General features: G+C 38.5%; 25 protein-coding genes. 4 read left to right on the forward strand and 21 right to left on the reverse strand.

Annotated features, from left to right (window positions below; translation table 11 throughout):
• Positions 1-138 precede the first annotated feature (138 nt).
• The 10 genes from map to EP1_RS07810 all read right to left on the reverse strand — a co-directional run bounded on the left by map (position 139) and on the right by EP1_RS07810 (position 8,244).
• Complete coding sequence (gene map, locus EP1_RS07765) at positions 139-891, reverse strand: type I methionyl aminopeptidase (protein WP_067626092.1); 753 nt, start codon at positions 889-891, stop codon at positions 139-141.
• A 64-nt stretch (positions 892-955) separates the two neighbouring features.
• On the reverse strand, positions 956-1,624 hold the full coding sequence (locus EP1_RS07770; RefSeq protein ID WP_067626094.1) for an endonuclease III domain-containing protein: 669 nt from the start codon (positions 1,622-1,624) through the stop codon (positions 956-958).
• 160 nt (positions 1,625-1,784) lie between these two features.
• Positions 1,785-2,306: a DNA-3-methyladenine glycosylase I gene (locus tag EP1_RS07775; protein WP_067626097.1), complete on the reverse strand. Its 522-nt coding sequence runs from the start codon at positions 2,304-2,306 to the stop codon at positions 1,785-1,787.
• A gap of 226 nt (positions 2,307-2,532) precedes the next feature.
• Positions 2,533-3,408, reverse strand: a complete 876-nt coding sequence (locus EP1_RS07780) for a class II fructose-bisphosphate aldolase (RefSeq protein ID WP_067626100.1) — start codon at positions 3,406-3,408, stop codon at positions 2,533-2,535.
• Positions 3,402-4,460, reverse strand: coding sequence for a zinc-dependent alcohol dehydrogenase (locus tag EP1_RS07785; protein ID WP_067626103.1), 1,059 nt, complete (start codon positions 4,458-4,460; stop codon positions 3,402-3,404). Before EP1_RS07785 ends, EP1_RS07780 begins: the two co-directional genes overlap by 7 nt.
• Before the next feature lie 107 nt (positions 4,461-4,567).
• Entirely contained in the window at positions 4,568-5,425 is an 858-nt protein-coding gene (locus EP1_RS07790) for a PTS system mannose/fructose/sorbose family transporter subunit IID (protein WP_067626105.1), read from the reverse strand.
• Positions 5,425-6,192, reverse strand: coding sequence for a PTS mannose/fructose/sorbose/N-acetylgalactosamine transporter subunit IIC (locus EP1_RS07795; RefSeq protein ID WP_067626108.1), 768 nt, complete (start codon positions 6,190-6,192; stop codon positions 5,425-5,427). The genes EP1_RS07790 and EP1_RS07795 overlap by 1 nt, the downstream gene beginning before the upstream one ends.
• 31 nt (positions 6,193-6,223) lie before the next feature.
• Positions 6,224-6,697 (reverse strand): PTS sugar transporter subunit IIB, encoded by a 474-nt coding sequence (locus EP1_RS07800; RefSeq protein ID WP_067626110.1) that lies wholly within the window; start codon positions 6,695-6,697, stop codon positions 6,224-6,226.
• A 16-nt stretch (positions 6,698-6,713) separates the two neighbouring features.
• Positions 6,714-7,133 (reverse strand): PTS sugar transporter subunit IIA, encoded by a 420-nt coding sequence (locus tag EP1_RS07805; protein WP_067626112.1) that lies wholly within the window; start codon positions 7,131-7,133, stop codon positions 6,714-6,716.
• 37 nt (positions 7,134-7,170) lie between these two features.
• A complete protein-coding gene (locus EP1_RS07810) occupies positions 7,171-8,244 on the reverse strand; it encodes an alcohol dehydrogenase catalytic domain-containing protein (RefSeq protein ID WP_067626114.1) in 1,074 nt (357 codons plus the stop codon).
• 271 nt (positions 8,245-8,515) lie between these two features.
• Between EP1_RS07810 and EP1_RS07815 the strand changes: the two genes are divergently transcribed.
• On the forward strand, positions 8,516-9,373 hold the full coding sequence (locus EP1_RS07815) for a DeoR/GlpR family DNA-binding transcription regulator (RefSeq protein ID WP_245630595.1): 858 nt from the start codon (positions 8,516-8,518) through the stop codon (positions 9,371-9,373).
• 128 nt (positions 9,374-9,501) lie between these two features.
• Here the strand turns inward: EP1_RS07815 and EP1_RS07820 are convergent, their stop codons facing one another.
• Together EP1_RS07820 and EP1_RS07825 are read right to left on the reverse strand one after the other, a co-directional pair.
• Positions 9,502-10,209: a DUF975 family protein gene (locus EP1_RS07820; protein ID WP_067626119.1), complete on the reverse strand. Its 708-nt coding sequence runs from the start codon at positions 10,207-10,209 to the stop codon at positions 9,502-9,504.
• A gap of 82 nt (positions 10,210-10,291) precedes the next feature.
• On the reverse strand, positions 10,292-11,158 hold the full coding sequence (locus tag EP1_RS07825; protein WP_067626127.1) for a LysR family transcriptional regulator: 867 nt from the start codon (positions 11,156-11,158) through the stop codon (positions 10,292-10,294).
• 111 nt (positions 11,159-11,269) lie between these two features.
• Between EP1_RS07825 and EP1_RS07830 the strand changes: the two genes are divergently transcribed.
• Both EP1_RS07830 and EP1_RS07835 read left to right on the forward strand, forming a co-directional pair.
• Positions 11,270-11,833 (forward strand): chromate transporter, encoded by a 564-nt coding sequence (locus EP1_RS07830; RefSeq protein WP_067626129.1) that lies wholly within the window; start codon positions 11,270-11,272, stop codon positions 11,831-11,833.
• Complete coding sequence (locus EP1_RS07835; RefSeq protein WP_067626131.1) at positions 11,833-12,381, forward strand: chromate transporter; 549 nt, start codon at positions 11,833-11,835, stop codon at positions 12,379-12,381. Before EP1_RS07830 ends, EP1_RS07835 begins: the two co-directional genes overlap by 1 nt.
• Positions 12,382-12,465: 84 nt before the next feature.
• Here the strand turns inward: EP1_RS07835 and truA are convergent, their stop codons facing one another.
• The 8 genes from truA to EP1_RS07875 all read right to left on the reverse strand — a co-directional run bounded on the left by truA (position 12,466) and on the right by EP1_RS07875 (position 22,516).
• Positions 12,466-13,203, reverse strand: coding sequence for a tRNA pseudouridine(38-40) synthase TruA (gene truA / locus EP1_RS07840; RefSeq protein WP_067626133.1), 738 nt, complete (start codon positions 13,201-13,203; stop codon positions 12,466-12,468).
• Between the two features lie 105 nt (positions 13,204-13,308).
• Positions 13,309-14,307, reverse strand: coding sequence for a coiled-coil domain-containing protein (locus tag EP1_RS07845; RefSeq protein ID WP_067626135.1), 999 nt, complete (start codon positions 14,305-14,307; stop codon positions 13,309-13,311).
• Between the two features lie 417 nt (positions 14,308-14,724).
• Positions 14,725-15,234, reverse strand: coding sequence for a mycothiol transferase (locus tag EP1_RS07850; RefSeq protein ID WP_067626137.1), 510 nt, complete (start codon positions 15,232-15,234; stop codon positions 14,725-14,727).
• A gap of 44 nt (positions 15,235-15,278) precedes the next feature.
• Positions 15,279-15,623: a hypothetical protein gene (locus EP1_RS07855; protein WP_067626140.1), complete on the reverse strand. Its 345-nt coding sequence runs from the start codon at positions 15,621-15,623 to the stop codon at positions 15,279-15,281.
• A gap of 4 nt (positions 15,624-15,627) precedes the next feature.
• Complete coding sequence (locus tag EP1_RS07860; protein ID WP_067626142.1) at positions 15,628-17,241, reverse strand: FAD-dependent oxidoreductase; 1,614 nt, start codon at positions 17,239-17,241, stop codon at positions 15,628-15,630.
• Positions 17,242-17,745: 504 nt separating this feature from the next.
• Positions 17,746-19,899 (reverse strand): ATP-dependent helicase, encoded by a 2,154-nt coding sequence (locus EP1_RS07865; RefSeq protein WP_067626144.1) that lies wholly within the window; start codon positions 19,897-19,899, stop codon positions 17,746-17,748.
• Positions 19,900-20,299: 400 nt separating this feature from the next.
• The gene (locus EP1_RS07870; protein WP_067626146.1) at positions 20,300-20,938 is read right to left on the reverse strand and encodes an SDR family oxidoreductase; all 639 of its coding nucleotides are present in this window, start codon (positions 20,936-20,938) and stop codon (positions 20,300-20,302) included.
• Positions 20,939-21,160: 222 nt separating this feature from the next.
• A complete protein-coding gene (locus tag EP1_RS07875) occupies positions 21,161-22,516 on the reverse strand; it encodes a CHAP domain-containing protein (protein ID WP_067626148.1) in 1,356 nt (451 codons plus the stop codon).
• A gap of 400 nt (positions 22,517-22,916) precedes the next feature.
• Here EP1_RS07875 and ypfJ point away from each other — a divergent pair, with 400 nt between their 5' ends.
• Positions 22,917-23,804, forward strand: a complete 888-nt coding sequence (gene ypfJ / locus EP1_RS07880) for a KPN_02809 family neutral zinc metallopeptidase (protein ID WP_067626150.1) — start codon at positions 22,917-22,919, stop codon at positions 23,802-23,804.
• Positions 23,805-24,212: 408 nt separating this feature from the next.
• On the opposite strand, the gene EP1_RS07885 is transcribed toward ypfJ, so the two are convergent.
• Complete coding sequence (locus EP1_RS07885; protein ID WP_067626152.1) at positions 24,213-25,073, reverse strand: YitT family protein; 861 nt, start codon at positions 25,071-25,073, stop codon at positions 24,213-24,215.
• Between the last annotated feature and the right edge of the window lie 254 nt (positions 25,074-25,327).

Genomic DNA, 25,327 nt, shown 5'->3' on the forward strand with positions numbered 1-25,327 from the left:
CTAATAATCTAATTTCAGCATACCAGTAATGAAAAATTATTGAAAAGAAGAGGGTTTCACTTGAGTAAAAAGTTAGACTATTTTGCTGATCTGTATAAAAAAAGTCTGGACTCGCTATTGTTGAGTCCAGACTTTTTTTTATTCGCTTTGTTGGGTCATGATGATGGGACCCTCTTTTGTAATAGCGATTGAATGCTCATATTGCGCACAAAAACTACCGTCCAACGTTCGAGCAGTCCAACCATTACCATCGATCCCTGCTTCCCACGTTCCAGTAGTGATCATCGGTTCAACTGTGATGGTCATTCCTTCCCTTAAACGCGTTCCTTTTCCCGCCGCACCAAAATGCGGAAAAAAAGGTTCTTCATGAATCGTTGGCCCGATACCATGAGCTAGAAAATCTTGGACTACCCCATAACCTTCACCTTCTGCATAAGTTTGGATCGCATGACTGATATCACCCACCCGATTTCCGACTTGTGCCTGTTCGATTCCTTTCATTAGGGCTTCTTTAGTAACAACCATCAAAGCTTGATGTTCAGCCGTGATTTCTCCAACCGCATAGGTCCAACAGCTATCTGAAATCGCTCCTTGATAATCGACGCAAAAGTCGACCTTTAGAATATCTCCAGATTTTAAGCGATAATTCGAAGGAAAGCCATGACAAATTTCATCATTCACACTTGTACAAGTAGCAAATTCATAACCCTCAAAACCAATTTGAACAGCCGTAGCTCCAGCTGCTTCAATCTTTTCTTGTACAAATTGATTGATTTCTTTCGTTGTGATCCCTGGCACGATGATTTCCCGTAATTGTTTATGTATGTTGGCTAAAATTTCACCAGATTGCTTCATTTGTTCGATTTCTCTGTTTGATTTCAACGTGATCATGTCGTTACTCCTTCATTGATTCTTCGCTAGTTATAACACAAATCATTTTTTAAAGAAAGTTCCGTTACTTTTTTATCGATGCGTTCCCCTGAAAATCCAACTTCAGTTTAAAGTTATTCAGTGGCCCGCTCTGCCAAACATGATCATTTTTCAAATAGGTTTGACCATATTCGATAATCCAACCATGAAGATTCTGCGCTTGACGTGTCCCTATCGATGCGGGCCAGACAATCTTATTTTTTAATTGACGATAACTTGCTGCTTTAAAAGCAAATTTTTCAAATAATCGTCGGGCATATTTATCCGCGATAAAGGTGGAGTGGTCAAACACATACACCAATAATACATCTGCAGTTTCTTCACCAATTCCTTTAATTGCCAACAATTCTGTTCGCAGTATATCAAAATCCTTTTGGGCAACGCGCGCCAAGTCAAATTGATGGCCTTCCAACCAGGTCATTAACGCCACTATCGTACGGGATTTACCTTTATAAAACCCACTTGGACGAATGATTTTTTGCAGTCTTTCAGGCTCTAATGCCAGAATCTTTTCCGGTAAAAACTGTGTTTCTTCAGCTAGATTGGTTAAGGAGTAATCAACATTGCGCCAATTTGTATTTTGGACTAGCACCGCCCCTAATAAAATTTCCCACTTATTATCAGTATCCCACCAACGTTTATGTTCCATAACCTGATCAAAGGCTTCGTACAATTCTTCAATATTCGTAATCACTTTTGTCTCCTTAATAACTCATTCCCGTTAAAAAAACTCAATCACTAAGCCAGCACTACTTATAATCAGATTTGATTTTCTGACCCTTTCACTTCTCAGTACTGCCAGCATCAATAAAAGATATTTAAACGATCCCAGTTCGTCCAAATTTTTCAGCCTACTATTTTTTGAATGATTCTTCTATTATATTATCTTGAATAATTCCTGCTGCTTTAAGGAACATGCAAGTGACAACCGGACCAACAAAAGTAAAGCCGCGTTTCTTCATATCTTTCGCAATCACCGTCGCTTCTGGTAAAGTATTAGGTACATCATCGATCCCTTCATACTCATGTCTGATCGGAACCCCACCGACAAAATCCCATAAATAATCAGCAAAGCTATCATAATCGGTTAATAGAGTAACGATGGCGCGAGCATTTTGGATTACTGCCTTAATTTTTCGCGGATTACGGATCATTTCGGGATCTTTTGCAATTCGCTCAATATCGTCTGGAAAAAAGCCTGCCACTTTCCGAAAATCCATCCCACAAAAATTCCTTTCAAAAGCTGCTCGTTTACTAGCGACCACTTGCCAGCTTAACCCGGCTTGAAACACCCCAACGGTCAATAGCAAAAACAATAGTTGATCATCGTATGTCGGTTTCTCCCACTGATCGCTGTACCATTGTGATTTTCTCATTCTCACCATGCCTCCTAGTTCCCATCATACAAAAAAACTGGTCCTTCAGCCAACCGTTTAACCTACTTTTATCATGTTAAATTACTATTTCTGCTTATTGGCTGATTCCCAGTATTAAATGAGAAACACGCCGCTTCCCTTTGCAATTATGTAAAAAAAGTCTGACTCAATTGAATGAGTCAGACTTTTTTAGATATTTTATATCGCTGTAAAAACGTCAGATTGGCTAATTTAGGCCATTAAAAATTTTCAAAGCTTCAATAACGTTCTCTTTAATAGCTGACGTAACGTCTAGTGATAACTCATCAAAGAAAAGTTCATCTTGCTGAGAATTAATTAATACTTTTTTCGCTGATTCTCCAGCAGCAAGATTCATATACGTATAATAGTTGATTTTCCGAATTCCCGCTGCAATAGCTTTTCGATAGTCTGCTGCTGAAACACCTGATCCTCCATGCATCACTAGTGGCGTTTTACTGGTTGTTTTCCGAATAGATTCAATTCGTTCAAAGTCTAAATTGGGTTCTGCTAAATATTTTCCATGAACTGTTCCAAAAGAAATGGCTAAGCTATCCACTCCGGTATTTTGAATAAACTCATTAGCTTGTTGTGGATTCGTAAACAGATCAACATTGCCAAAATCACTTGCGTCAGATGCTCGGCCTTCTCCACCACCGACCGTAGAATTCGTCATCTCACCTAGTTCTGCTTCCACAGAAACCCCGACACTATGGGCAATCTTAACCAGTTCAGTCGTTTCCTTAACATTCGTTTCATACGATTTCAATGAAGCATCATACATGATTGAGGTAAAACCTAAACGAACCGCCTTCACACATTCTTCTAAGGTCGCTCCATGATCTAAATGGACGGCAACGGGAATATTAGCTCTTTTAGCAAACTCAACCATTACTGGACCAATTTCTTCTATTGAAATAAGATTTTCATGCACTTCTGCGTGTTGAATAATCACGGGAACCCCCAGTTCTTCTGCAGCCTGAATAACCCCACGCAACGATTCTAGATTGGGGACATTAAAGGCTCCCACCGCCTGTTGTTTCTTTTCCGCTTCAACTAATAATTCTTTTACTGTTACTAACATGACTCTGCCCTTCTTTCTGTTTCAAAATCAACTATAATTCGAAAAGCTTCCGTATTCACCGCTTCTTCAAAAGCTGCTTCAACTTGGCTTAGTGGATAAATCTTTGTAATAAATGGTTTCACATCGACAACACCTTGACTAATCAAGCGAGAAGCCCGAATAAAATCTCGTTTATTCGAATTAGCCGTTCCCATAATCTTTTGGCCCGTCTTATGAATATGATCAAATTTGATACCTACTGGTTCATCGGGGTAATAAGAAGAATATAAGATCATTGTTCCCGTATTAGATAAGCTTTCCAGTAAATCAGGAATCAAATTTGAATTAGGAGTCGTATTAAAAATGACTTGTGCACCAAGCATTTCTGTATAAGCTAACACTTTTTCAGTCAAATTTTCTTTTATCGGATTAATAATATGAGCCGCTCCCAACTCTTTAGCCAATTTCAAGCGTTCTTCATTTGGGTCGGAAATGAGCACAATCGCCCCTCTTTTTTGAGCCAATTTTAAATGTAACATTCCCATAATTCCTGCACCTATCACTAAAACATAATCGCCAAAATTGACTTCAGCAGTCTCGACACTGTGAAGAACACAAGACAGCGGTTCAGTCAATGATGCTTCTTCAGGTGCAACATTTTGATAACTAAAAATATTTTCTGGATCAACAATCAAATATTCCGACAACCCGCCCATTCCTTTGTGGGGCAAGCCCGGCTGTTGCTTGCTATGATCAAATTTTAGACAGTTCTGTTCTTCACCAATTCGACAATAATAGCAATGACCACATGCTAAATTTGTTCCAAAAACAATTTTGTCACCTATTTTCCAGTCACCAGCAACACGCTCACCAATTTGAACGATTTCGCCAGCGATTTCATGACCGCCGATAAAGGGATACTCAACTTTTTTGACACCCGTATATACCCGTTGCTCCCACGTACAAATGGCACAAGTATCAATTTTCATCAAAATTTTCCCATCTGGTACTTCGGGTACTGGTACATCCTCAACTACTAAATTTTTAATGTCATAAAACACAGCTGTTTTCAAATTATTTACTCCTTATTCTTATTAATTTATCGATTTCCTAAAGAGCTAGACAAGTAGAAAAAACGACGTCAGAAGAAAAACTCTTCTTTTTAACGTCGCTTTCTAAATTATAGTGAGTTAACAATCAATCCTAATGCCGCTAAAATTGCGCCCCCAACGATTTGAATAGCCAATACTTTAGTAGGTGTATATTTTTTATGTTTCAATAAATAGTAAGTAATCAATGTGACACCTAAAGGAAGAATCCCTTTTACGAGACTATCCAATACATCGGTTTGAATTGACAAGCTCTCTTTTCCACTCAAATGGACACTCAATGGCGTTGCAATTTTTACGAAATTCGCTGCTAATGAGCCAATTACAACCGCCCCTAGCGTTTGAGAAAAAGTCATAATATAGGACAGTTGTCCGCCGGCCATCATTTTCTGAATACCTTCTTTACCTTGTTCGTATCCCTTGATCCACAAGACATACGCCAATACCGTCATGATGATCCAATGAAGGGCGAAGAATAACACTGGCCCCATAAAAATGTTCCCCTCAGCACCGAAAGGTAACGTAAATGAAAGTAAGATTGGAATCAATGTTCCTTGCCATAAGGTATCGCCAATCCCAGCCAAAGGACCCATCAACCCTGTTTTTAAGCCATTGATAGTTTGGTCATTGATATCTGCCCCCATCGCCCGTTCTTCTTCCATCGCAATCGTCATAGACAGAACAGGACCACCAATTGAGGGTTCAGTATTAAAAAATTGCATATGCCGTTCTAAAGCAGCTTTCATTTCATCTTCGTCTTTGCCATAAAGCTTTTTCAAAATGGGACTGAACGCATGAACTACCCCAGTAGCTTGCAGTCGTTCATAATTGTAATTCGCATGAGAAAAGAATGTCCAACGCCAAAATGCTTTAACAACATCTTTTTTAGTCAATAACTTTTCTTGTTTTGGTTCTACCGTTTGGTCCATTAAGCTAAACCTCCGTTCTTATCTTTCAAATATAGTTCAGTGAAGACATACGCAACGATCGCCGCAAAAATAGCTACTGGTACTGATGGCAGACCCGAATAAACCGCTAACATAAAACCAAAGGTAAAGAATAATAATGTACCTTTACCATTCATTGCCCGTAAGTTCATGGCAATCCCTAACGCCGGTAAAATTCCACCAATAGCAGAAAGAACATCTAACGGCCGACCACTCAATGCGTCAATAATCCCTTCCACTGCATCTGCTCCAAGATAAGCGGCTAGCGCAACCGGCACAACCGTAATCAACAGTAAAAATAATTGTGGTGGTACGATATGCAGCCAATTAATTCGATCAATATTTCCTTCTTCTGCTGCCTTATCAGCCATATGGACAAAAGTAATATCTACCGTCATGTGAGCTACCCAAACCAAAGTACCTAACAAACCGATCGGTACGGCCAAAGTAACTGCCACTGAAGGTTCAACATTCGCTGCCATTGCTAAAGCGGTTCCAAGAGTTCCGGCAAGCGCTGGATCCATTGCAACTGTCCCACCAGCTGAAATAAATGCTAAATAGGGTAAGTTGATTGCGGCACCAATAATACAACCTTGTACTGGATCACCTAGGATCAGTCCGACAACCGTCCCATTAACCAACGGGCGCATCCAGCCATGAGTCCCTACTAATGAAAGCCAAGGTGTTCCGTTGATCCCAAGATAATAAACAATACCAATTAAAATTGCTTGGATGAGGCTTATCTTCATTTCTACACTTCCTTATCAAATATTATTGTTTTTAAAGCAACCCTTCAATCGCTTGTGAACCTTGATCTGGAATAACATGAATTTTCATTTTTACATCATTGCCAACAATTTTTCTAAATGTTTCTTTTTCTTCTTCTGATGCTGAAATATTTTTGTGGAATGTTTTACGATCTTTTCGTGCACCCATCCCGCCAATAATAATTTCGTTAAATTTTACGCCTTTTTCAATTAGACTCAAATACGTTTGAGGCTCTTTTGCCAAAACAATAATTTTATGACCATCTGGAACATTTGCTAGTAATTCCGCTCCATCATCAACGCCCAAAATAGACAGCTTGATTCCATTCGGTACTGCCATTGACATAATGGATTTAGTAAACTCATCTCCTGCAGTTGCATCATCCACGATCACAATATGATTTCCGCTAGTAAATTGGACCCAAGCAGTCATTACCTGCCCGTGTATTAAACGATCATCAATTCTTGCTAAAACGATTTCTCCCATCTTAAAAATCCTCCTTTTATGAATTTAACTTAGCCATTTCTTCTAAAAATTCTTTGATCCCATCTTTTCCTGCATTCATGGCTGCTTGATACATTGTCTCCAAATCTGCTCCAATCATTCGTTGATTAAACGCTTCAATCAACATCGGAAGATTTACTCCTGAAATCAGCCGATAATTATGATCTTTCAATTTGTTAAAAGATAATGCGGCTTGATTATAGGGGCTTGCGGAAAATAGATCGACTAAAACTAGAACCCCCTCACCTGAATCCAATTCACAAATTCCTGCCTGAATTTTTTCACTAAATTCAACAATATCGTCCCCATGTTTTAATCCAAGTGTTTGATAATCTTCTTGTTCTCCCATAATAAGACTTAAACTGTCCATTAAGCCTGTTGCCATTTCCCCATGAGTCACGACTAAAATTCCTGTCACATTTCTCACTCCATTCATTTTTAATTTTCTTTACAGATTACCAAGTAAAATGCATAACTGTCTTATTCCAACCAGGATTTTCAACAAATTTTTCCATCACTTTTGTAAAGTCTGCACTTGATGCAATCTCTGAAAGTTCTTCAGGTAAAATTTTACTTAATGCTTTGCGATAATCAGCCTTTTTCATCCCCTCAATCACTGCCTCGAAATCAACTGTTGATGAACGGCTACTGCCATGTGCGGTGATTCCTTTTTCCAAAATATCACGTGTATCAATGGGAACTAACTCCTCAGTCACACCCATAAAAATAATGTCCGCTAAGGAATCGGCAATTTCAATCGCTTGATTCAAAGCGCTTTCACTGAATTTGCCACCTGTACATTCAATTAGAACATCAAATTTTTCCTTAGAATTTTTAAAATCATAGGTTAAAACGTTTTCAGTACGAGCAAAATCAAAGTGTGCCAATTTGTCATCTGCAGCACCAAAAACTATAAAACGCTCTGCATCTACTCCGTATAGATACTTTAGCATAACAGCTGTAAAGTAACCAACCGGCCCATCACCAAAAAGAGCAACACACGTATCAGCTTTTTTCAACTTATCTTCTACATGACTAATCGCATGATGTGAAACGGATGATAACTCTGATAATACAGCAATCTCGTTAGGAATTTCATCCGAAATTTTAACCAAACATTCTTCTGGATGAACTAAACGACTTTGAGCCAGTCCATCGTAACCACTTCCTAAAAAGGCATTTCCTTTAGAATAATTGACTGGAACGTCAGGTTTTTGTTCAATTTCTGGATGCAAAATTTGCCCTGGAATGTTAGGAACTACTACTACTCGATCCCCCACTGCAAATTTATCCGAATTTGTTTCTTTTACTAAACCAATACCTTCATGCAATAATGCCATTGGTAATTTTTTTGCTAAAGCTTCTGGTCGACGTAATCCTGCAAAATACCTCAAATCCGCATGACAAATACTCGCATAGGTCGGTTCTACCGCCACCCAACCAGTAGGAATTGTTCTCGTCTTTTTTTCCTCTTTAATGACACCAGGTTCCACAAGACTAAAAACTCTTGATTCAACCGTTTTATCCATCAAAATCTTCCTCCTCATTCGAAAGCTCATTTAAACTCTTTGTTGCTCGATAACGAGTATAGCACTGCTTAACCTTTTTGTAAACGCTTTAATTGGATATTTCTTTTAAATAACTATTTGTCATCATAAAAAGACGGTGTTACATGCTTTTAGGAAAGTAAAAACGGATCAAAAAAATAATCTGAATACTAAAAACAATTGTCATTCAGACTGTTTAAAATTTTTTACCACTCGTTTTCACTCGTTTATAAGTTATTTAGAATTAATTAGATTGACAATTCGAGCTATCTCTCTTAAAATAGCAATTAATAATACTTTTCAAGATTATTATTTACAGGATTGCGAGGCGAAACAAGTGTTGACTGGCGAGCGGCGAATTAAACTATTAGAAACTATTGAAAATAAACAGTTTATCTCTGTATCTCAGCTTTCTGAGATTTTTAAAGTTCATGAAACGACTATTCGACGAGACCTTGACGAATTGGAGTCACAAGGGCTAGTTGTTAGAATTCATGGTGGCGTAGTCCCGGCAAGCATTAAACAAGATGAACCAGTATTCGAAGATCGAGCCACTGAAAAAATCACTGAAAAAATTCGGATCGGAAAGTACGCTGCAAAATTCATTAATAGTGGGGAAGCCGTTATTTTAGATTCGGGTACAACAACTTTACAGATTGCTAAAACCTTAAATGAAATGTCTCATTTACAAGACGTTACAATTATCACAAATGATGTGAATATTGCTTCCGTTTTGCGCTCCAACCGAACAATTACTACGATAGTAACTGGTGGGACTCTTTTTCATGACAGTTATATGTTAAATGGTCAAATCGCCAATGAGTCTTTACAACAATTTAGTGTAGATAAAGCTTTCATTGCAACGCCGGCACTTAATATAGAAAAAGGACTAACCCATTTCAACGAGCTTTTGATTACAACTAAACGAAATATGATTGCCGCAGCAGCAAAAAAAATCGTTGTCACCGATCATACCAAAATCGGACGACGCGCCTTATATACATTCCTTCCAATTAATAAAATTGATTTGTTAATTACTGATGATCAAACAGATATAAAATTAATTGAAGAAATGTATAAAAACGGTATCAAACGGATTGAAAGTATTTAAAAAAGCGGATCATCAGTTTAATAACCAATCATTTATAACTCTAAGAACTATTGGAATAGTAAAAGAGGATCGGCCTTATTCAGCCGATCCTCTTTTACTATTTTTTTAATTCAACTCTCTCTGATGAATTAAGCAAGTTGATTCGCTTGCAAATCTTCATAAAAAGCCGCTTTAGTTGCAGCGATATAAGGGTTTAACCACAAATAACCAATCCCCAGTGTGATCAGAGATAAAATATGCCAACCAATGAAGGTGATGTCTAACCAAAACAGCCGACCTTTATGGCCATCCATCAAACGGCGACTCGCCGTAATTGTTTCCAATGCTTTGGGTTTTTCACCGGTTTGTTGGATTTGATCGTAATAAATAAAATAGCTTTGAGAATAGGCATAGCTTTTTACAATCCCTGGAATAACGAATAAGATCGCCCATAAAGAAGCAAAGATATTGGTCAGCAAGGCTAATAAAATGACTCCGCCAATAAATACTCCTTGGAACCCTCGAAAAGCATCTTTCAATGGTTCGATGTGCGTCCGCTCCCCACGTAATAGATCTAAATACGTCCAAGAAATTCCACTCATGAATAATGCACTAATAATTGCTGAAACTAGACTGGTTCCCCCGCCATTGGCATTATTTTGTTGATATTCTGAAACAGAGGAAAGCATTTCTTCGCCCGTCCCATGAATAAAAAACCAAATCAGTCCTGATAATACAACAAAAAATATTACCGCTAGACCTAGTAATGTTGGGATAAGATTCAGTACAACTGCTTGTCCCCATTTTCCCTGCAACGTTGCTTTTGCTTCTGCTTTCAATTCAGCAGTCGTTTTCATAACCAATAAACCCCTTTCCTTCTATCTATAAATAACTATATACTATCTTTTTCTGAAAGTCTTCTAAGAACTTTACATTTTTTCATTCTGCTAAATTTAGAAACTCCCAGAACTCCTTTAGAGTCTGCGACTGATACTGATTTTTACGAACTAATGCAGTAATATCATTGGTCAACTGCCAATCTTCAATCACGATTTCTTTTAATATCCCTTGGCTAAGCTCCTCTTTGACTAAACGATAAGGTAGGATCGATATGCCGAATCCAGCCTTTACCGCTGCTATTAAGGCCTGTGAATCAACACTTTCCCATGTTGGAAAAAGTTTAAAGCCTTGCAAAATGGTGCTCGACTCAATTGTCTCACGAACCGCACTGCCACGTTCACGTAGTAGTAACGGTTGTTGCAAAAGCTCGGAAAAACTTAACTGAGAGCTGCTAAATTCGCTAGCAGCAACAACACATAGGCGATAATCTGCAATTTTTTTAGTTTGAAAAATTGGTTGTAAAACTCGCCCCTCAATAAATGCCAGATCCACTTCGCCTTTTTCTAAACGCAGCAATGATTCTGAAGCAGGAAAAACAAACACATTAAAACGACGGTCAGGATGCTGACAATTAAATTTCCGTAGCAATTGCGGCAATTCCGTTTGTGCATACGTAATACAAGAAGCAATTTTTAATGGCGGCTGCTTTTCGAGATCGGTTAAGCGCGCCTCGACAGATTCAAATTCAGCTAAAATCGGTTGGATCTCTCGCAAAAACAATTCACCTGTTGGCGTTAATTGGACACTATGATGCAGACGTTCAAACAATTGTGTACCCACTTCACGCTCTAAATCTTTGATCGCATGAGAAACTGCTGATTGCGTCAAATATAAATTAGCCGCAGCTTTGGTAAAATTTTTTGTTTTAGTAATTTCACGAAAAATAACGCATTGTTTAAAGTTCATAGCGGCTCCTTTGTCATGAATTGAATTCATACTTACATGCTAATATTATCATTTCACAGATTGGAAACCAAACTTTATACTAAAGCTAACGCAGTAAGAAAGGCTGGTTGGATGTCAAAACACAAACTCTATCTATGGTTAGCTGGAGTCAATTTATTTATCAGTACTTTTACTTTTGGCGGTGGATTTGTAATTGTTCCTATGATTCGTAAATATTATGTCGAAAAAAAGAACTTGTTTTCCAATGATGAATTAATCGAAATGGCGGCCGTTGCTCAATCCTCACCCGGCGCAATTGCAATCAACTTAAGTGTCCTCGCCGGCAAAAGAGTGGCCGGTTTGATCGGTGTATTTATCAGTGCAGTTTGCGCGATCTTGCCGCCGCTAGTAATCTTAGGCTTAATCTCCAATTGGTATGCCGCTTTTGCAGCTAATTTAACTGTCATGGCTGTCTTAAAAGGAATGCAGGCCTGTGTAACTGCCTTGATTATTGATATCGTCATTGATATGTATCAACTGATCCGCCAAGAAAACGCTAAATTATTAAGTATTCTTGTCCCCATTTCTTTTGTCGCAAATGCTTTTTTCAATTTGAATGTCATTTACATCTTGTTATTTAGTATTGGAGTCTGTCTAATTCAAACCTATTATCAGCAAATGCAGGAGGTACAATAATGCAATTGTTTTGGACTTTTTTTAAAATCGGCTTATTTAGCATTGGCGGCGGCTACGCGATTATCCCGTCAATTCAGGAACAAGTGGTTCATCAACAAGGTTGGTTAAGTCCACAAGTCTTCAGCGATATCATTACGATCTCGCAAATGACACCTGGTCCCTTAGCCGTCAATACTTCAACTTTTGTCGGGATGCAACTAAACGGCATCACTGGTGCCATCGTTGCCACCATCGGCTGTATCTTAGGCGGTTGTGTGATTTCAATTGGATTGTATCAGTTTTTTCAACAGCATCGCGACTCTCTTTATGTATCAACCGCATTAAAAAGTTTAAAAGCGGCTTCGGTCGGTTTAATTATGTCCGCCGGATTTACAATTTTGTTGCTGACCTTTTTTGGAACATCAGATTTTTCTACTAATCTTTTCAACCACTTTGACTGGAAGGCCGCAGGGTTATTTCTAATTTCTTTAGTGTTACTACGAAAATTCAAAACAAATCCAATCCTCTTAATGTGTTTAGCTGGTATTGTTGGTTTCTTGATCTATTAAGGGCTATCTACCACTGCTTTTTAGGCAGAAATAAAAAACTCAATAATTAATATGGACAATTCCAGACTAATTACTGAGCTTTGATTAATAATAAACTTCATCTAAGAAAAGTCCGTGTGCTGGTGCTGTCTCACCGGCAGTTGCTCGAACTTTATTTTCAAATACTTCATCAATCACCGCTAAAGGCAGTTCACCGGACCCAATCGCTAAAATCGTCCCCATCAGAATTCGTACCATTTTATGCAAGAAGCCATTTCCCACAAACGTAAAATGCAGCATGCTGCCTTCTTGCTTGATTGAGATCTCATCAATGGTCCGAGTGGTTGATTTTTTCGTTTTTTTCAATGCAGAAAAGCCTACAAAGTCATGGGTTCCCAATAATTTACTGCAGGCTGCTTCCATCGCTGTTACATCTAATTTTTCCGGAACATAAAAACTATGATATCGTTCAAAAGCAGTTGGAATCGGATCGTTCCACACATAATAGCTGTATTGTTTGCCTTTGACATTGTAGCGAGCATGGAACCGGTCAGGCATCTCCTCCACTTTTTTTATGACAATATCGCTAGGCAGATAACGATTGAAAAATGATAGCATCTCATTTAGTGGCATTTCTGAATTTGTTTTAAAATTCGCAACTTGCCCTTTGGCATGGGTTCCCGCATCCGTTCGGCCAGAACCAACGATTTCAATTTTTTCCCCAGTCATTTGGGCAATAACACTTTCAATTTTTCCTTGAATCGTTTTTTCTGAATCGCCTAAACGCTGCCAACCAAGGTACCGTTTTCCATCGTATTCGATCGTTAATTTTATATTTCGCATGATTGTAACTCCTTCTTATTCTCCCCAGTAGTCTACCACAGAATCTCAACTTTTTTTACTATTTTAGCAACACAAAAAGACCACCGTATTTGGTGGTCTTGGGCATTATTGGCTATTCAGTGTTTTTAATTGAGCGACTTGATCCTGTAGTTCGTCAAAAATTTTTACTATTTCTGGCTGGGTCTTTATCACTTCGCAAGAAATTCCCTCAGCTTGAGCGTAAATTTTCTCAGTTTTTGCTGCTGAAATTTCTTCGATCTGCTGTGCCTCTGAACGAGCGCTCCCTACGATTTTCCGTGCTTGTTTGCGGGCTAAGTCCAAAACTTCAGCCGTTTCTTGTTGGGCTTGCTGAATCTCGTTTTTTAATTGGTTGTTCTCTGCTCGCTTTTCTGCAAGTAATTTTTCCCATTCAGTAATGTCGACTTTTGTCTTTGCTTGTCTTCGCCGACCTGCTTGTTGCAGCCGACTAACTTGATATTCTTTTTCCCTAATGATCGCTTCCTTTTGGTCCCACAATTCATCTTTTGCATCCAACTGAAGCAATAATTCATCTATTTTTTTCTCCAGCTCAATAATCTTTTTATAACGTTGCAACTCTCTATCTTTTTGTTGGTGAATCACCAATTGGCACTGCTGCCGAGTCTCCTTAATTTCTGCATGCACTTCAGTTAACCGATCTTGCATTTGCAATAAATGAACCCGTTCGGCCTCTAACTGCTGCAGCTGCATTTGCAAATCTTCCGCAGCTTTAACCTGCTCTTTTTGATGTCCATCCGCATTCATTCGTTGCAAGCTGGTCTCTAACGCCTGAATTTGCTTCACTTCTTGTCGTTGCTCTTCTTCCCACCGAAGAAGTATCTGTTTATAATTCTCATTTTCATTGATTAAATACTGATTTTTTTGAGCTGCTGATTGCTGATACTGATGCAGTTCTTTTTCTTTTTCAAGAATCACACGTTTAAGTTCGGCGATTTCCTGCGACTGCTTCGAAGCAATCTTTTCCGATAATTTGGTAACTTTGTTCTCAACTTCCGCTTCATCAGTGATTTTCTCAATGCCAGTTTTGTTAAAAAACCAGCCTGGTTTCTTTTGTTGTGCGCACATGCTTATACTCGCTTTCTTTGGTCACTTTGTTGGGCCATCAACTATCCGATGCTTCGTATCAAACGGAACATCTTATCAAGTACTTGCTCGATTCTTTCAAAATGAAGTTTTTCAAACCAATTTAAAACTCACTAAAGTTTTTCACCTCTATTATAAGCGGAAGTGGTCCATTATGACTATGAATTCCCGAAGATTTATTTTTTATCTTTTATTCATATTTTGTCCATTAATGAATAAAAGATGAATTTCCTACAAAAAAGGAGTGATCATCTGCTTCGATGACTACTCCTTTGGTGATTTATTCTATTGATACATATTCTAGGCTTTTCGCATATTCTTTTTTGATTCGGTTCAAAGCTCAAATAACGAGCTTAGGGCCTAAATCTAGCGATAGTCTGAAATTTTTCTTGCTGAAAACTATTTCCCGATTACCAAACGTCTAGTATAAACTGCCTGTCCAGAATGCATGACGGCATCATCAATGATAGAAATAATCCGTACTTGACGGGTTACCGGGGGATTCCAATTAGTATCAATCACATCTGCGAGGCTGTTTTCATCGACTTTTTCCAAATATTGCTTTGTCAATTCAACACTGGCACGTAAATAACCTAGGAGTAATTGGCGATCACTGATGACGACTTTGGCTGCTTCTTCTGGGGTATGACGATAATCTTCCGTATCATCTGGCAAATCAAGAGCAAATTTTTCTGTCCATCCTGCACTGGTCCACAAAGCTTCTGTTTCATTTAAATCTGAAATTTGCAGATCCAATTCTCGAGCAGTATGCCACATTAGCCAAGTAACTGATTTGATCAACGGTGCTGGCATCGTATTCGCTTCAGCCGTTGTCATTTGGTTAAAGGTATCCACCAAACGTTCCTCCGCGCGATCCAATATTTCCATCGCTACTTGCATTCCGTCCATCTTAAAATCCTCCTTTATTATAGTTCACTAGCGTCTTTAGCCTATTATAGAGCATATAAATATGTTAGATCTTTGACGACTTGCTCTGTCTCATTTCTGGTTTTAAAGTGAAACTTCAACTGTTTTTCTGACAGCAAAATCGTTAACTGCTTTTGCTCAGCCCGAAGCTCGAACGAATCACTCGCGATAAATTCATGGGAAAAATGGTCCAAGTCAAGTGCTGGTTGAATCAGCAGCACTCCGGCTGAATAAAAGACAACCGGTATTTCATCCACTGTTTCTAATAACATAAAATTCATTAATTCCGCTTCAGACAGTTTTGAATCGACATATGCTTGCAAAAGTAAAAATTGTTGTGCTTGAGTAAACACTTGTTTAAACTCATTCATCGTTCTACTCCTCAATCAAAATTGCCGAAATGCCAAAGCCAGCCAAAATCCGTGCAGAAGTATACGTATTCAGTCCTTTTCTAAAAGTAATATAAACTTTACGATCACGTGGGATTTCATTGATGCGATCACGCAACTCATTCATCGGAATATTCTTGGTTGCTTCAATACTACCAGACTTTGCTTTATCCGGTTCCCGAATATCTAGGAAAAAGGCCGTTGCTCGATCTTCAGCAGAAAGATCGGCGGCTTTGACTGTTTCTACGACATTGGTCATTTGATTGATCGCTACGTAACCCGCAATATTCAATGGGTCTCTTGTTGTAGAATAAGGTGGTGAATAAGGTAATTCTAAATCAGGCAAATCAAAGACCGTTAGATTTCCTGTGATAGCCACGGATAATTCACCCATTCGTTTGTCTACCCCTTGCTCACCAACCGCTTGCCCCCCTAAAATTTTTCCGCTGGTTGCATCGAAAATAATTTTTAAATTCAACCGAGTCGCACCAGGATAAAAGTAGGCGTGATCAAATGGAGTCACAAAAATTGATTTATAGTTGGTGATACCAGCAGCTTTCAATGCATGCTCCGTCATTCCGGCATAGCTAGCCGTGTAGTCAAAAATTTTCGCTACACCGGCACCGATGTACCCGCGATAACGCATCGGCGTTCCGTTGACCATGTCAGCTAACATATGGCCTTGACGATTTGCTGCACTAGATAGCATACTTGAAGTTGCTAATCCCGTCACTACGCTAGTCGTCTTGATAATATCGCCGATTGCGTAAATATCAGCCACATTGGTTTCCAATTGATCGTTGACAATAATTTGACCATCATCCGATAATTCAATGCCAGCTGTTTTGGCAACTTCATTGTTAGGCGCTACTCCTGTCGCAAATAAAATCAAATCGGTCTTAATCGTCTTTCCATCAGAAAAGATAACTTCTTTACCGGCTTGATTGATTTCCTCTACGCGCGTATTTAAATGAACGTGCAGGCCATTTTCAAGCAATTTATCGTAGATCAAATCAGCGATTTCTTCATCATAAGGAAACGCGACTTGTGGCAATTGATCAACTAACGTCACATCCAATCCTCGATGTTTAAAGTTTTCAGCCAATTCCAAGCCCATCACACCCGCGCCTATCACCAACACACTTTTAGGATCCTGTTCATCGATATACGTTTTGATTTCAGCGGCGTCTGTGACACTCCGTAAAACAAAACCATTTTCCGCTTTTTCCGCTCCTTTGATTGGTGGTAATGTTGGTCGCGCTCCGGCTGAAATAATCAATTTATCATAATTAGTTGTAGTAGTTTTGCCGGTGTTTAAATCTTTAACAACTAATTGTTTTTGTTCAGAATCAATCTCTTCCACTTCATGTTTCGTAAAAACATCGATATTATTTTTAACCTTTAAAATTTCTGGTGTTCGTTCAATCAAAGAATCCAAATCTTCGATCACACCACCTAGATAGTAGGGCAATGCACAGCTGGCGTATGAAATGTTTTCTCCTCGTTCATAAATCACGATTTCATGTTCTTCATTTAAACGGCGCAAACGTGTCGCAAATGAAGGACCGCCGGCAACTCCACCAATAACTACAAATTTCATGCTGACCTCTCCTTTTATAATACCGTATCGTTTATCAGAAAATCTTTTCCTAGCTCCAACATACAAGCTTTTATGCCCAGCATTTCGAGCCACTTTCTACGAATTATCCATGTAAAATGAAAACGATATTCTTCTTTGATAGTACTATTTTTTCAACTTACCGGCAAAGAATTGTTCTCCTAAAAATTTACACAAAAAAAGCAATCATCAATCTATCTCGATGATTGCTTCCAACTATCTTTTTTGAATTCAATGGTTCTTTAAAACTTGCAAATCTATTTGTTCGGATAATCAAATAAATCACACTATTTTTCTTTACTTGTTTGACGATCCACATGATCCAGCGACTTGTATTTAGCCAGCCCTAATTTTGTACAATACACTTTAAACAGTCGTTTGACCGCAACGGGATGTCTTGTAAAGAACATATGTCATGTTTCTAATAACCTAACTGCTTTCCTTTAAAATTTCCAAGTACTATTTCAGCCAAAGAAAAAGCGCAAACTATTCTTTTTTCTTTGGATATTCTTTGATCGGTAAACCGGCTTCTGTTAAAAAGGGTGACAGTTCAGTCATTTTATTATTCACGCTCTTGGGGAAAGTAACATAGAGATTTTCTTTAGCACGAGTAATGGCAACATACATCAAGCGCCGTTGCTCCTCTAGCGTCGTTGGTGGTGCTGCCTCTTCCTTGGCTTTTTGCAAATCACAATCGGATTTTTTAACTGTATGATGGTTCGGCAATGCGCCTTGATAGACCCCTTTAATGAAAATATTCTTTTTTCCGAGTCCTTTACTAGCATGAATCGATAGCAAATACACCGCATTCAATTTTTCCTGATCATAGTCATTCAAACGCTGCTTCATTCCTTGATTTTGCTGGCTAGCCTGCTGATAAGCTGCTGATAAGCCAGTCCAATCTTTGGCCGCTGATAATTCCTTACATAACCAATCTCGTTCTTCTTCACTCAGATCTTTTTTGAATTTTGGCGTTGCCACTAAAGTCTCTGCCAGTTCAACTAGATTCAATTGCTTATTTTGATAAAAGCGATAAATCTGTTTGAAAAACTGCTTTGCTTGCGTTTGTGCCGCTACGGTCAATTTACGTTCTTCAACTAAAAATGCTACCAAATCATTGATTTTAAATTTATTTTTGCTGAACAATTCTTCACTAAATTTGGCACTCGTACCAAATTTAATGTAATGGAAAAAAGCGTATTGCTGAATGATTTTTTTCAGCGCTTCATTTTTTTCTTGCAACAATGTAGCCGAAGCCAATAATTGGAATTGTTGAAACAGTGTCTTAAACAGTGGCAACCCAAAAACACCTAACAGGTCATCATTAGAGGGGGTAACAAATGGAATCTTCTGTTGTGTCAACTGTTTTAATAAGGAACGTAATTGTACTCGAGTTGGATATAAAACCATCGTGTCACGATAATCCGCTGTACCATCTGCAAGTGGCGTTTTCTGAGCCAATTCTTTGATTTTTTTTCCAATCCATTCTGCTTCTACTTCATCATCAAGAAAACCAATGCTGTAACAATCATGCTGTGTGGTCCGTTTATTGGCTATCATCGTCTTTTCTAAGCGATCATGAGCATTGTAGTGAATCAAGCGATTACCAACCTCCACAATTGGCTGATCAGAACGATAATTAGTCATTAATTTCAGCGACGTTTGCCGATATTCTTGTTCGAACTCCTTAATATAGAGCGGTTCTGCTCCACGAAAATAATAAATACTTTGATCATCATCTCCCACGATAATCAGTTTACAACTAGTCTTTTGCGGATTTTCCTGATCTGGAGGAGAAATCAACGCGACGATTTGTTTTTGCAACGGATTGATATCTTGAAATTCATCAATAAAAATATACTTATATTTAGCTTGCAGCGTTTGACGGGCCACTGCATCATTTTCTAAAATCAATTTGAGATTAAATAGCATGTCATCGAAGGTGATAAACTGCTGAGCCTTCTTTGTCTGTCCTAGCTCAGCTAAGAATTGTTGGAAAACTACACTTAATTTCTGATTAGGAAGTAATTCTTTTTCATCAAAATACTTCGCAACAAAACGCACCATCTCCTGATCAGAATAGCCTAAATTGCGCCAATAACTAATCCGCGACGCAATCGTCTGCTCCTCGAATTTATCAAAATTATATAATCGATACTTTTTGACTAAGTGATTGATTGTTTGGAAGTACTGTTCCTCGTCGATAACGCCCTCAATCCCCCATTGCTTCAATCCAGGCTGCTGACGCACCAACTCATTATATTCTGCGTGAAACCAACTATGAAAGGTCTGAACTTTAAGACGCGCTTGACCCGCTAAGTACTGATTGACTCGCGCCTCCATCTCTAATTTTGCTTTGCGGGAAAAAGTACACATCATAATCGCTTTAGGCTCAATTGCTTTTTCCAGTACTAAGTAGGCCGCTTTGGCGCAGATCGTTTGTGTCTTGCCGCTGCCCGCACCCGCAATAATCCGTAAATGAGTATTCATTGGAAAACGAATCGCTGCCATTTGTTCTGGACTAAACGGATGACCGCCGTTTTTAGTAATTAATTGCTGCAAAGTAGTACTATCTGCTAATTCAGGAAACTCGTCTTCTAGCAAATCTGTTTTTATGTAATTTGAAAGCTTGGTCAACATGGATCTATGGTTCCTCTCTATGTAAAAAATCATCCTTGTCTATTATAACGGAATCGCAGGATTTTGATAGTTAAAACGTGCCCCTTCTATTGAAGAGCGTCGCAATACCGCAAGAAAAAGCATTCTCTACTTGATTCAGATCATCAAAGACCATAATTTCCAATCAGACCATTATATTCCTCCACTTTTATGAAGCTAACTAAAGCTAGTAAAGATATCAATAAAATTACCAGTAAACAACCACTTATTGTCTTTTCTGGAAATAAGTTTAGTTGGAGTTCAAGCCCGCAGCAAGCAAAAATAGCTCATGCTTTCTATTTAAACTAAAGACCAATACTGAAAGAGTTAGCGCTAAAATAAAGTAAAAAGCCTTGCAAAATTCGCAAGGCTTTTTATTCAATTATCGATACCAAGCTGGTTTATCACCATCAGTATTTGGTTTATTGACCCCTAAAGATTCTCCTACATATAAAGTCGGATCTTTAATGATTTTGGTTACTAAATCAGCAATACTTTTACGTGAAACCTCGGTTCCTTTAAATGCTTCGCCTTTGTGAGTTAACTCATAGGTTACTTCGTTCTGATTATCCAACCAGGCTGGTCGAATGATTGTATAAGCCAGCCCAGAATCCTCGATTACACGAGCGGCTTTTGCATAGGTTTCTAAATAACCACCGTCTAATTGCTCATGATTCCATTTTCCATAATTTCCCGGAACTTCATCATAGATACCTAAAGTTGAGATCCAAATCAAACGTTGAACACCTTTAGCTTTCATTGCTGCAACAACGTTTTGTGCTTCTTCAACAATTTCGCCAGCTAAATTTGCATACACGATATCCACATCAGTCATCGCTTGCTGTAAGTCAAAAAGACTCGTCGCACTACCTTCAATCACGGTTTCTTTGTTAGCGTCCTCCACCTTCAAACGTGCGGAGTTACGCAAAAATAATTTTTGCTGAACATCCTCTGCTAAAAGATTTTTTGTAACAATCTGTGCAATTTGTCCATGTGCTCCTAACACTAATACTTGTTTCATGATTATTCCTTCTTCCGATAATATAACACTTCATCTTCGCACAAACTTATGCTAGCACTCATCATTAGCTAGTACAACCAAACAAACTTATCGGAATAGATTAATCAAAAAACAATGATTGAATGATTTTTTTTGAGCCTTTTTGGGCTCCCTAACTCGTCCGTATTGTCTCAGGTAAAAAAAAGAGAGCCTCCACAAAGGGAAACTCTCTTTTGGTAATTTTTAAGGGTGAATATACGTTAGACCTGCTGCACTTAATGTCGCAGTATTGGGTCCAGTTGGTGATGGGAAGCCCATCCCACCTTGTGTAATAGTAATCGTATTGTTTGATGCATTGTATGATTGAACATAGGCAACGTGTCCATATACCGGATCAGCATTCCATGTTCCGACTGATTGGCCTTGCGCGAAGCTGACGATTGAACCAGCAGCTGGTGTTCCATCTACTTGGAAGCCGTCTGCTGCGGCAGATGCGCCCCATTGACAACCATTGCCCCAATAAGTTCCTGCCCATGGCGCAACTTGTTTCACATACCATGTACATTGACCAACTGCATACATATTACCAGAGCCTGTGTGATCAACTTTTCCGCCACCAGGTGTCGGAGTTGGTGTTGGTTCTGGTGTTGATGGTTTCGTAACTTCTTCTTCAGTACTTGAAGTATTCGTATTCGGTGCTTCTGTTGAAGATGAAGTTGACGTTTCTTCAGTATTTGATGAAGCTTCTGTTGAACTTGAAGCTGTTGAATTCTCAGTTGCTTTAGCTTGTTCCGCTTGTTCTTTTTCAGCTTTGGCTTGAGCTTCTTCGAAAGCTTTTTGGGCTTTCGCAGCTTCTTTTGCCTGGCGAGCTTCTTCAGCTTTTTGTGCTTTTGCAGCTTCTTGCTGTTCTTTCAAGACACGCGCTTGTTCTGCTTTGGCTGCTTCTTGTTGTTTCTTCAATTTAGATTTGTCTTGTTCAGCTGTTGCTTGTTCTGCCGCATAGTTGGCTTTTATAACATTCAATTCAGCTTGTTTGTTAGCAATCTCATTTTTTTGCGCTTCTAATTCTTTTTGATTTGCTTGAATTTCAGCAACTTTTGTTTCGTTGTCTTTAACTTTTTCTTCTACTGCTTTTTCATCGGCTTTTTGTTGTTCCATTAATGAATGGTTCGCTTTGACCATCGTTGACATCGCTTGAACACGACCAATCACATCTGACAATGAATCAGCTTCTAAAACAGCAGAAACATAAGATGCTTGGCCTTTCACTTGTGTATCCCGTGCTTGATTTTTGATGACTTCATTACGTTTGGCGATCCGAACTTTTAAAACAGCGATTTTATCTTGTAATTTCATTGTATCTTTATTTAATTGATCTTGCTTTGCTTCTAAGTCTTTGACTTTTCCGCTAACTGTAGCAATTTCATTGGTTAATCCATCGATTTGTGTTTGAACATCGGATTGTTTTCCTTGTAAATCACTGATCTTTTGATCTTTTTCTTGGATTTGTTGATCATAAGTATCTGCTAATACAATATTAGGTACCGCTGATACGGCAATTGTACATACTAACAATGCTGATAATAAACTCTTTTTCACTAATAAATTCCTCCGGCTATTATGTTGATTTAAAATTTCTCTCTCATAATGTCAGAGGTAATTCTAACACAATGATATATCAGACAGATAAAAGAAATGTTACAAACATATTTCAAAGTCGTTTCTTATTATATGAATTTCGTTCGCCCTCTCTGTTAAAATCAGTCTTTTTCCTTTAAAGTTACCACTTACAGGTGTTATTTCATTCAAATCTACTTTCAGAAAAAAATTTGACTTTCTCTAAGAAAAAGTACTTTATTGAAAATAGAACTGCGCTCAACTATATACCCTATTGATCACGCGATGACTGGTTATTCAATTTAAAAATCAAGGGCTATTCTTTGGCTCCAGTTATCTTTTCAATTAAAATAAATATACAAGGAAAAAAGGGGGAAATATTATGCGTTGGCGAGGGGATCGACAAAGTACAAATATAGAGGATCGTTCCGGTAGCAGTGGTCGAAAAGTGGCTGCTGGCGGTGGAATTGGCGTTTTCCTGATTGCACTTATTGTCTTCTTTATCTCAGGAGGCGATTTGAGCACTGTGACGGATACTCTAGGGGGCGGTATCACACCGGCGACTTATGAAACGGAAAATGTCTCCTCCAAAGAATACACAGATGAAAAAGAATTTGCTGCGGTGGTCTTTGCCCACTTAGAAGATTATTGGAATGAGGAATTTGATAAATTGGAGCAACCTTATCAAAACCCAAAACTTGTCCTATTTTCCGACAGCGTCAATTCTGCTTGTGGGCAAGCTAGCTCACAAGTCGGACCCTTTTATTGTCCGGCTGATCAAAATGTCTATTTGGATTTAAGCTTTGCTGATGAATTATCCCATAACTATGGGGCCACCGGTGATTACGCCATGGCTTATGTAATCGCTCATGAAGTTGGACACCACGTTCAAAATGAGTTAGGAATCTCAGCGCAATTAGATAAAATCCGTAATCGGGTTTCTGAGACTGAATACAATAAATACAGTGTTCGTTTAGAGCTTCAAGCCGATTATTTAGCTGGCTGTTTTTCTAAATATTTAGCGGGAGAAACTTATCAAGGTCAGCCAATCTTAGAAGAAGGCGATATCGACGAAGCGATCACTGCCGCCAATGCTATCGGCGATGATACCTTACAAAAAGAATATCAAGGCTACGTCGTCCCCGATAGTTTCACTCATGGGACTAGCCAGCAGCGGATCAATTGGTTCAAGCGCGGCTACAAATATGGGGATCTCGAACATGGTGATACCTTCAATGAAAAAGATTTGGATTTAGCAAGCGCTGCTTAGTAAAAAACTGTCCACAAAGATTAAGTACTAATCTTTGTGGACAGTTTCTTTGTTATTTTCGACTGTTACTTCATTTTTGTCATTTTTCACGACTCACTAACTTAGTTGCTCTCTCTCTTTTGTCTTTTGGGGCTTTCCCATGTGCCGCTGCCAAACCCTAGGATTGTTTTCACAGCTGGAATAAAGGTCGTGACATTTGATACTTCGAAAAATTATGAAAAATATATAGAAAATCTTTTCTGTCAATTAGAATACTTTCAAACTCTAAAAGAAATTAAATTTTTTTAGACAGAATTATCCTGAACATTCAACCTACTAAAGATATCTTTCAATTCATAGTCTTATGGGTAGCGGCTTCGCTGAAAAAAGCTAAATAAAAAACCCAGTGGTCAACTGGTTTTTTCTGCATTATTGAAGCTGAATAAAATTTCCCCGCACTCTTTCTGTCGGCTGAATATTAATGAATACTTCGGGATCTACCTCACGCAATTGTTTGATTAACAAGATTTCTTCGTATTTTGTCAAAATAATCGTTAACACAGTGACCGGCTGATCATGATACCCCCCTAAAAAATCACGATTATACGTATAGCCCCGCTTAGTCGCTGCCTTCAAAAAAAGCAAGATCTCTTCTGGTTTTTTAGTATAAATCGAAACAGTCTCTAATTGCTGTTGAATATACAACCGATCAATCACCATAATTCCAACATAAATCGAGATAATGCTGTAGAGTCCGTTTTGAAAACCATATAGTAAACTCGCCGCGATTACGATCAAACTATTAGCAATAAAGCTAATCTGCCCTACCGTTCTTCCAAAGGTTCGTTGAATCACTAAAGCAATAATATCAACCCCACCAGTCGAAAAGCCTCTTCGCAAGCAAATTCCAATTCCAACACCAGTCAAAGCACCCCCAAAAATCGCTGCAACTACCGGATCATTGGTCAATTGATGTTCCGGTAAAACCTTCAAAAAGAGGGACATAGAGACAACTGAGGCAATCGTGTAAAGTGTAAATTTTTTTCCTAAAACACGCCATGAAATAATAAAAAGTGGCACATTCAGCAATAAATTCCAAACCGCTAAGGATGTGGTCAAACCTAAAAAATGCTGTAAGCTACTCACCAATACTTGGGCAAATCCTGTAATTCCACTTGTATAGATATTGGCCGACTGCAGGAAAAGCTGAACGCCCGCAGCAGAACACAAGCCATATACTAAAACAAATAAAATATCCCCAAGATTTTCTTTCAATTTTATATTTTTCATCCGTCTTCCCTTTTTCCCAAAATTTATTCACGATAATAAATAAAACGTTTTCACCTGTTGGCTAGTATATCAATCAGATCTTTTCTAAACAATCTTCCTTGAAAGATTCTCTTTTAATTTTAAGACCATTCCTTTCAAATTCTTTTTTCAAGCTCTTTTAGCTGTACAACATCCGCTGACTCACTCCTAGCCTCGCTAAAAGAACTCCTGAACCTAAAAAAATAATCGAGCAAAAATAGACCGTTCCATCTTTG

This window comes from Enterococcus pseudoavium NBRC 100491 (assembly GCF_001544295.1).
Classification (GTDB): domain Bacteria; phylum Bacillota; class Bacilli; order Lactobacillales; family Enterococcaceae; genus Enterococcus_A; species Enterococcus_A pseudoavium.

Bases quoted from the DNA above. Each gene is read 5' to 3' on its own strand.
- map (WP_067626092.1), bottom strand. From the start codon at position 891: ATGATCACGTTGAAATCAAACAGAGAAATCGAACAAATGAAGCAATCT.
- EP1_RS07775 (WP_067626097.1), bottom strand. From the start codon at position 2,306: ATGAGAAAATCACAATGGTACAGCGATCAGTGGGAGAAACCGACATAC.
- EP1_RS07780 (WP_067626100.1), bottom strand. From the start codon at position 3,408: ATGTTAGTAACAGTAAAAGAATTATTAGTTGAAGCGGAAAAGAAACAA.
- EP1_RS07790 (WP_067626105.1), bottom strand. From the start codon at position 5,425: ATGGACCAAACGGTAGAACCAAAACAAGAAAAGTTATTGACTAAAAAA.
- EP1_RS07795 (WP_067626108.1), bottom strand. From the start codon at position 6,192: ATGAAGATAAGCCTCATCCAAGCAATTTTAATTGGTATTGTTTATTAT.
- EP1_RS07800 (WP_067626110.1), bottom strand. From the start codon at position 6,697: ATGGGAGAAATCGTTTTAGCAAGAATTGATGATCGTTTAATACACGGG.
- EP1_RS07810 (WP_067626114.1), bottom strand. From the start codon at position 8,244: ATGGATAAAACGGTTGAATCAAGAGTTTTTAGTCTTGTGGAACCTGGT.
- EP1_RS07820 (WP_067626119.1), bottom strand. From the start codon at position 10,209: ATGAAAACGACTGCTGAATTGAAAGCAGAAGCAAAAGCAACGTTGCAG.
- EP1_RS07825 (WP_067626127.1), bottom strand. From the start codon at position 11,158: ATGAACTTTAAACAATGCGTTATTTTTCGTGAAATTACTAAAACAAAA.
- EP1_RS07830 (WP_067626129.1), top strand. From the start codon at position 11,270: ATGTCAAAACACAAACTCTATCTATGGTTAGCTGGAGTCAATTTATTT.
- EP1_RS07835 (WP_067626131.1), top strand. From the start codon at position 11,833: ATGCAATTGTTTTGGACTTTTTTTAAAATCGGCTTATTTAGCATTGGC.
- truA (WP_067626133.1), bottom strand. From the start codon at position 13,203: ATGCGAAATATAAAATTAACGATCGAATACGATGGAAAACGGTACCTT.
- EP1_RS07845 (WP_067626135.1), bottom strand. From the start codon at position 14,307: ATGTGCGCACAACAAAAGAAACCAGGCTGGTTTTTTAACAAAACTGGC.
- EP1_RS07850 (WP_067626137.1), bottom strand. From the start codon at position 15,234: ATGGACGGAATGCAAGTAGCGATGGAAATATTGGATCGCGCGGAGGAA.
- EP1_RS07855 (WP_067626140.1), bottom strand. From the start codon at position 15,623: ATGAATGAGTTTAAACAAGTGTTTACTCAAGCACAACAATTTTTACTT.
- EP1_RS07860 (WP_067626142.1), bottom strand. From the start codon at position 17,241: ATGAAATTTGTAGTTATTGGTGGAGTTGCCGGCGGTCCTTCATTTGCG.
- EP1_RS07865 (WP_067626144.1), bottom strand. From the start codon at position 19,899: ATGTTGACCAAGCTTTCAAATTACATAAAAACAGATTTGCTAGAAGAC.
- EP1_RS07870 (WP_067626146.1), bottom strand. From the start codon at position 20,938: ATGAAACAAGTATTAGTGTTAGGAGCACATGGACAAATTGCACAGATT.
- ypfJ (WP_067626150.1), top strand. From the start codon at position 22,917: ATGCGTTGGCGAGGGGATCGACAAAGTACAAATATAGAGGATCGTTCC.
- EP1_RS07885 (WP_067626152.1), bottom strand. From the start codon at position 25,073: ATGAAAAATATAAAATTGAAAGAAAATCTTGGGGATATTTTATTTGTT.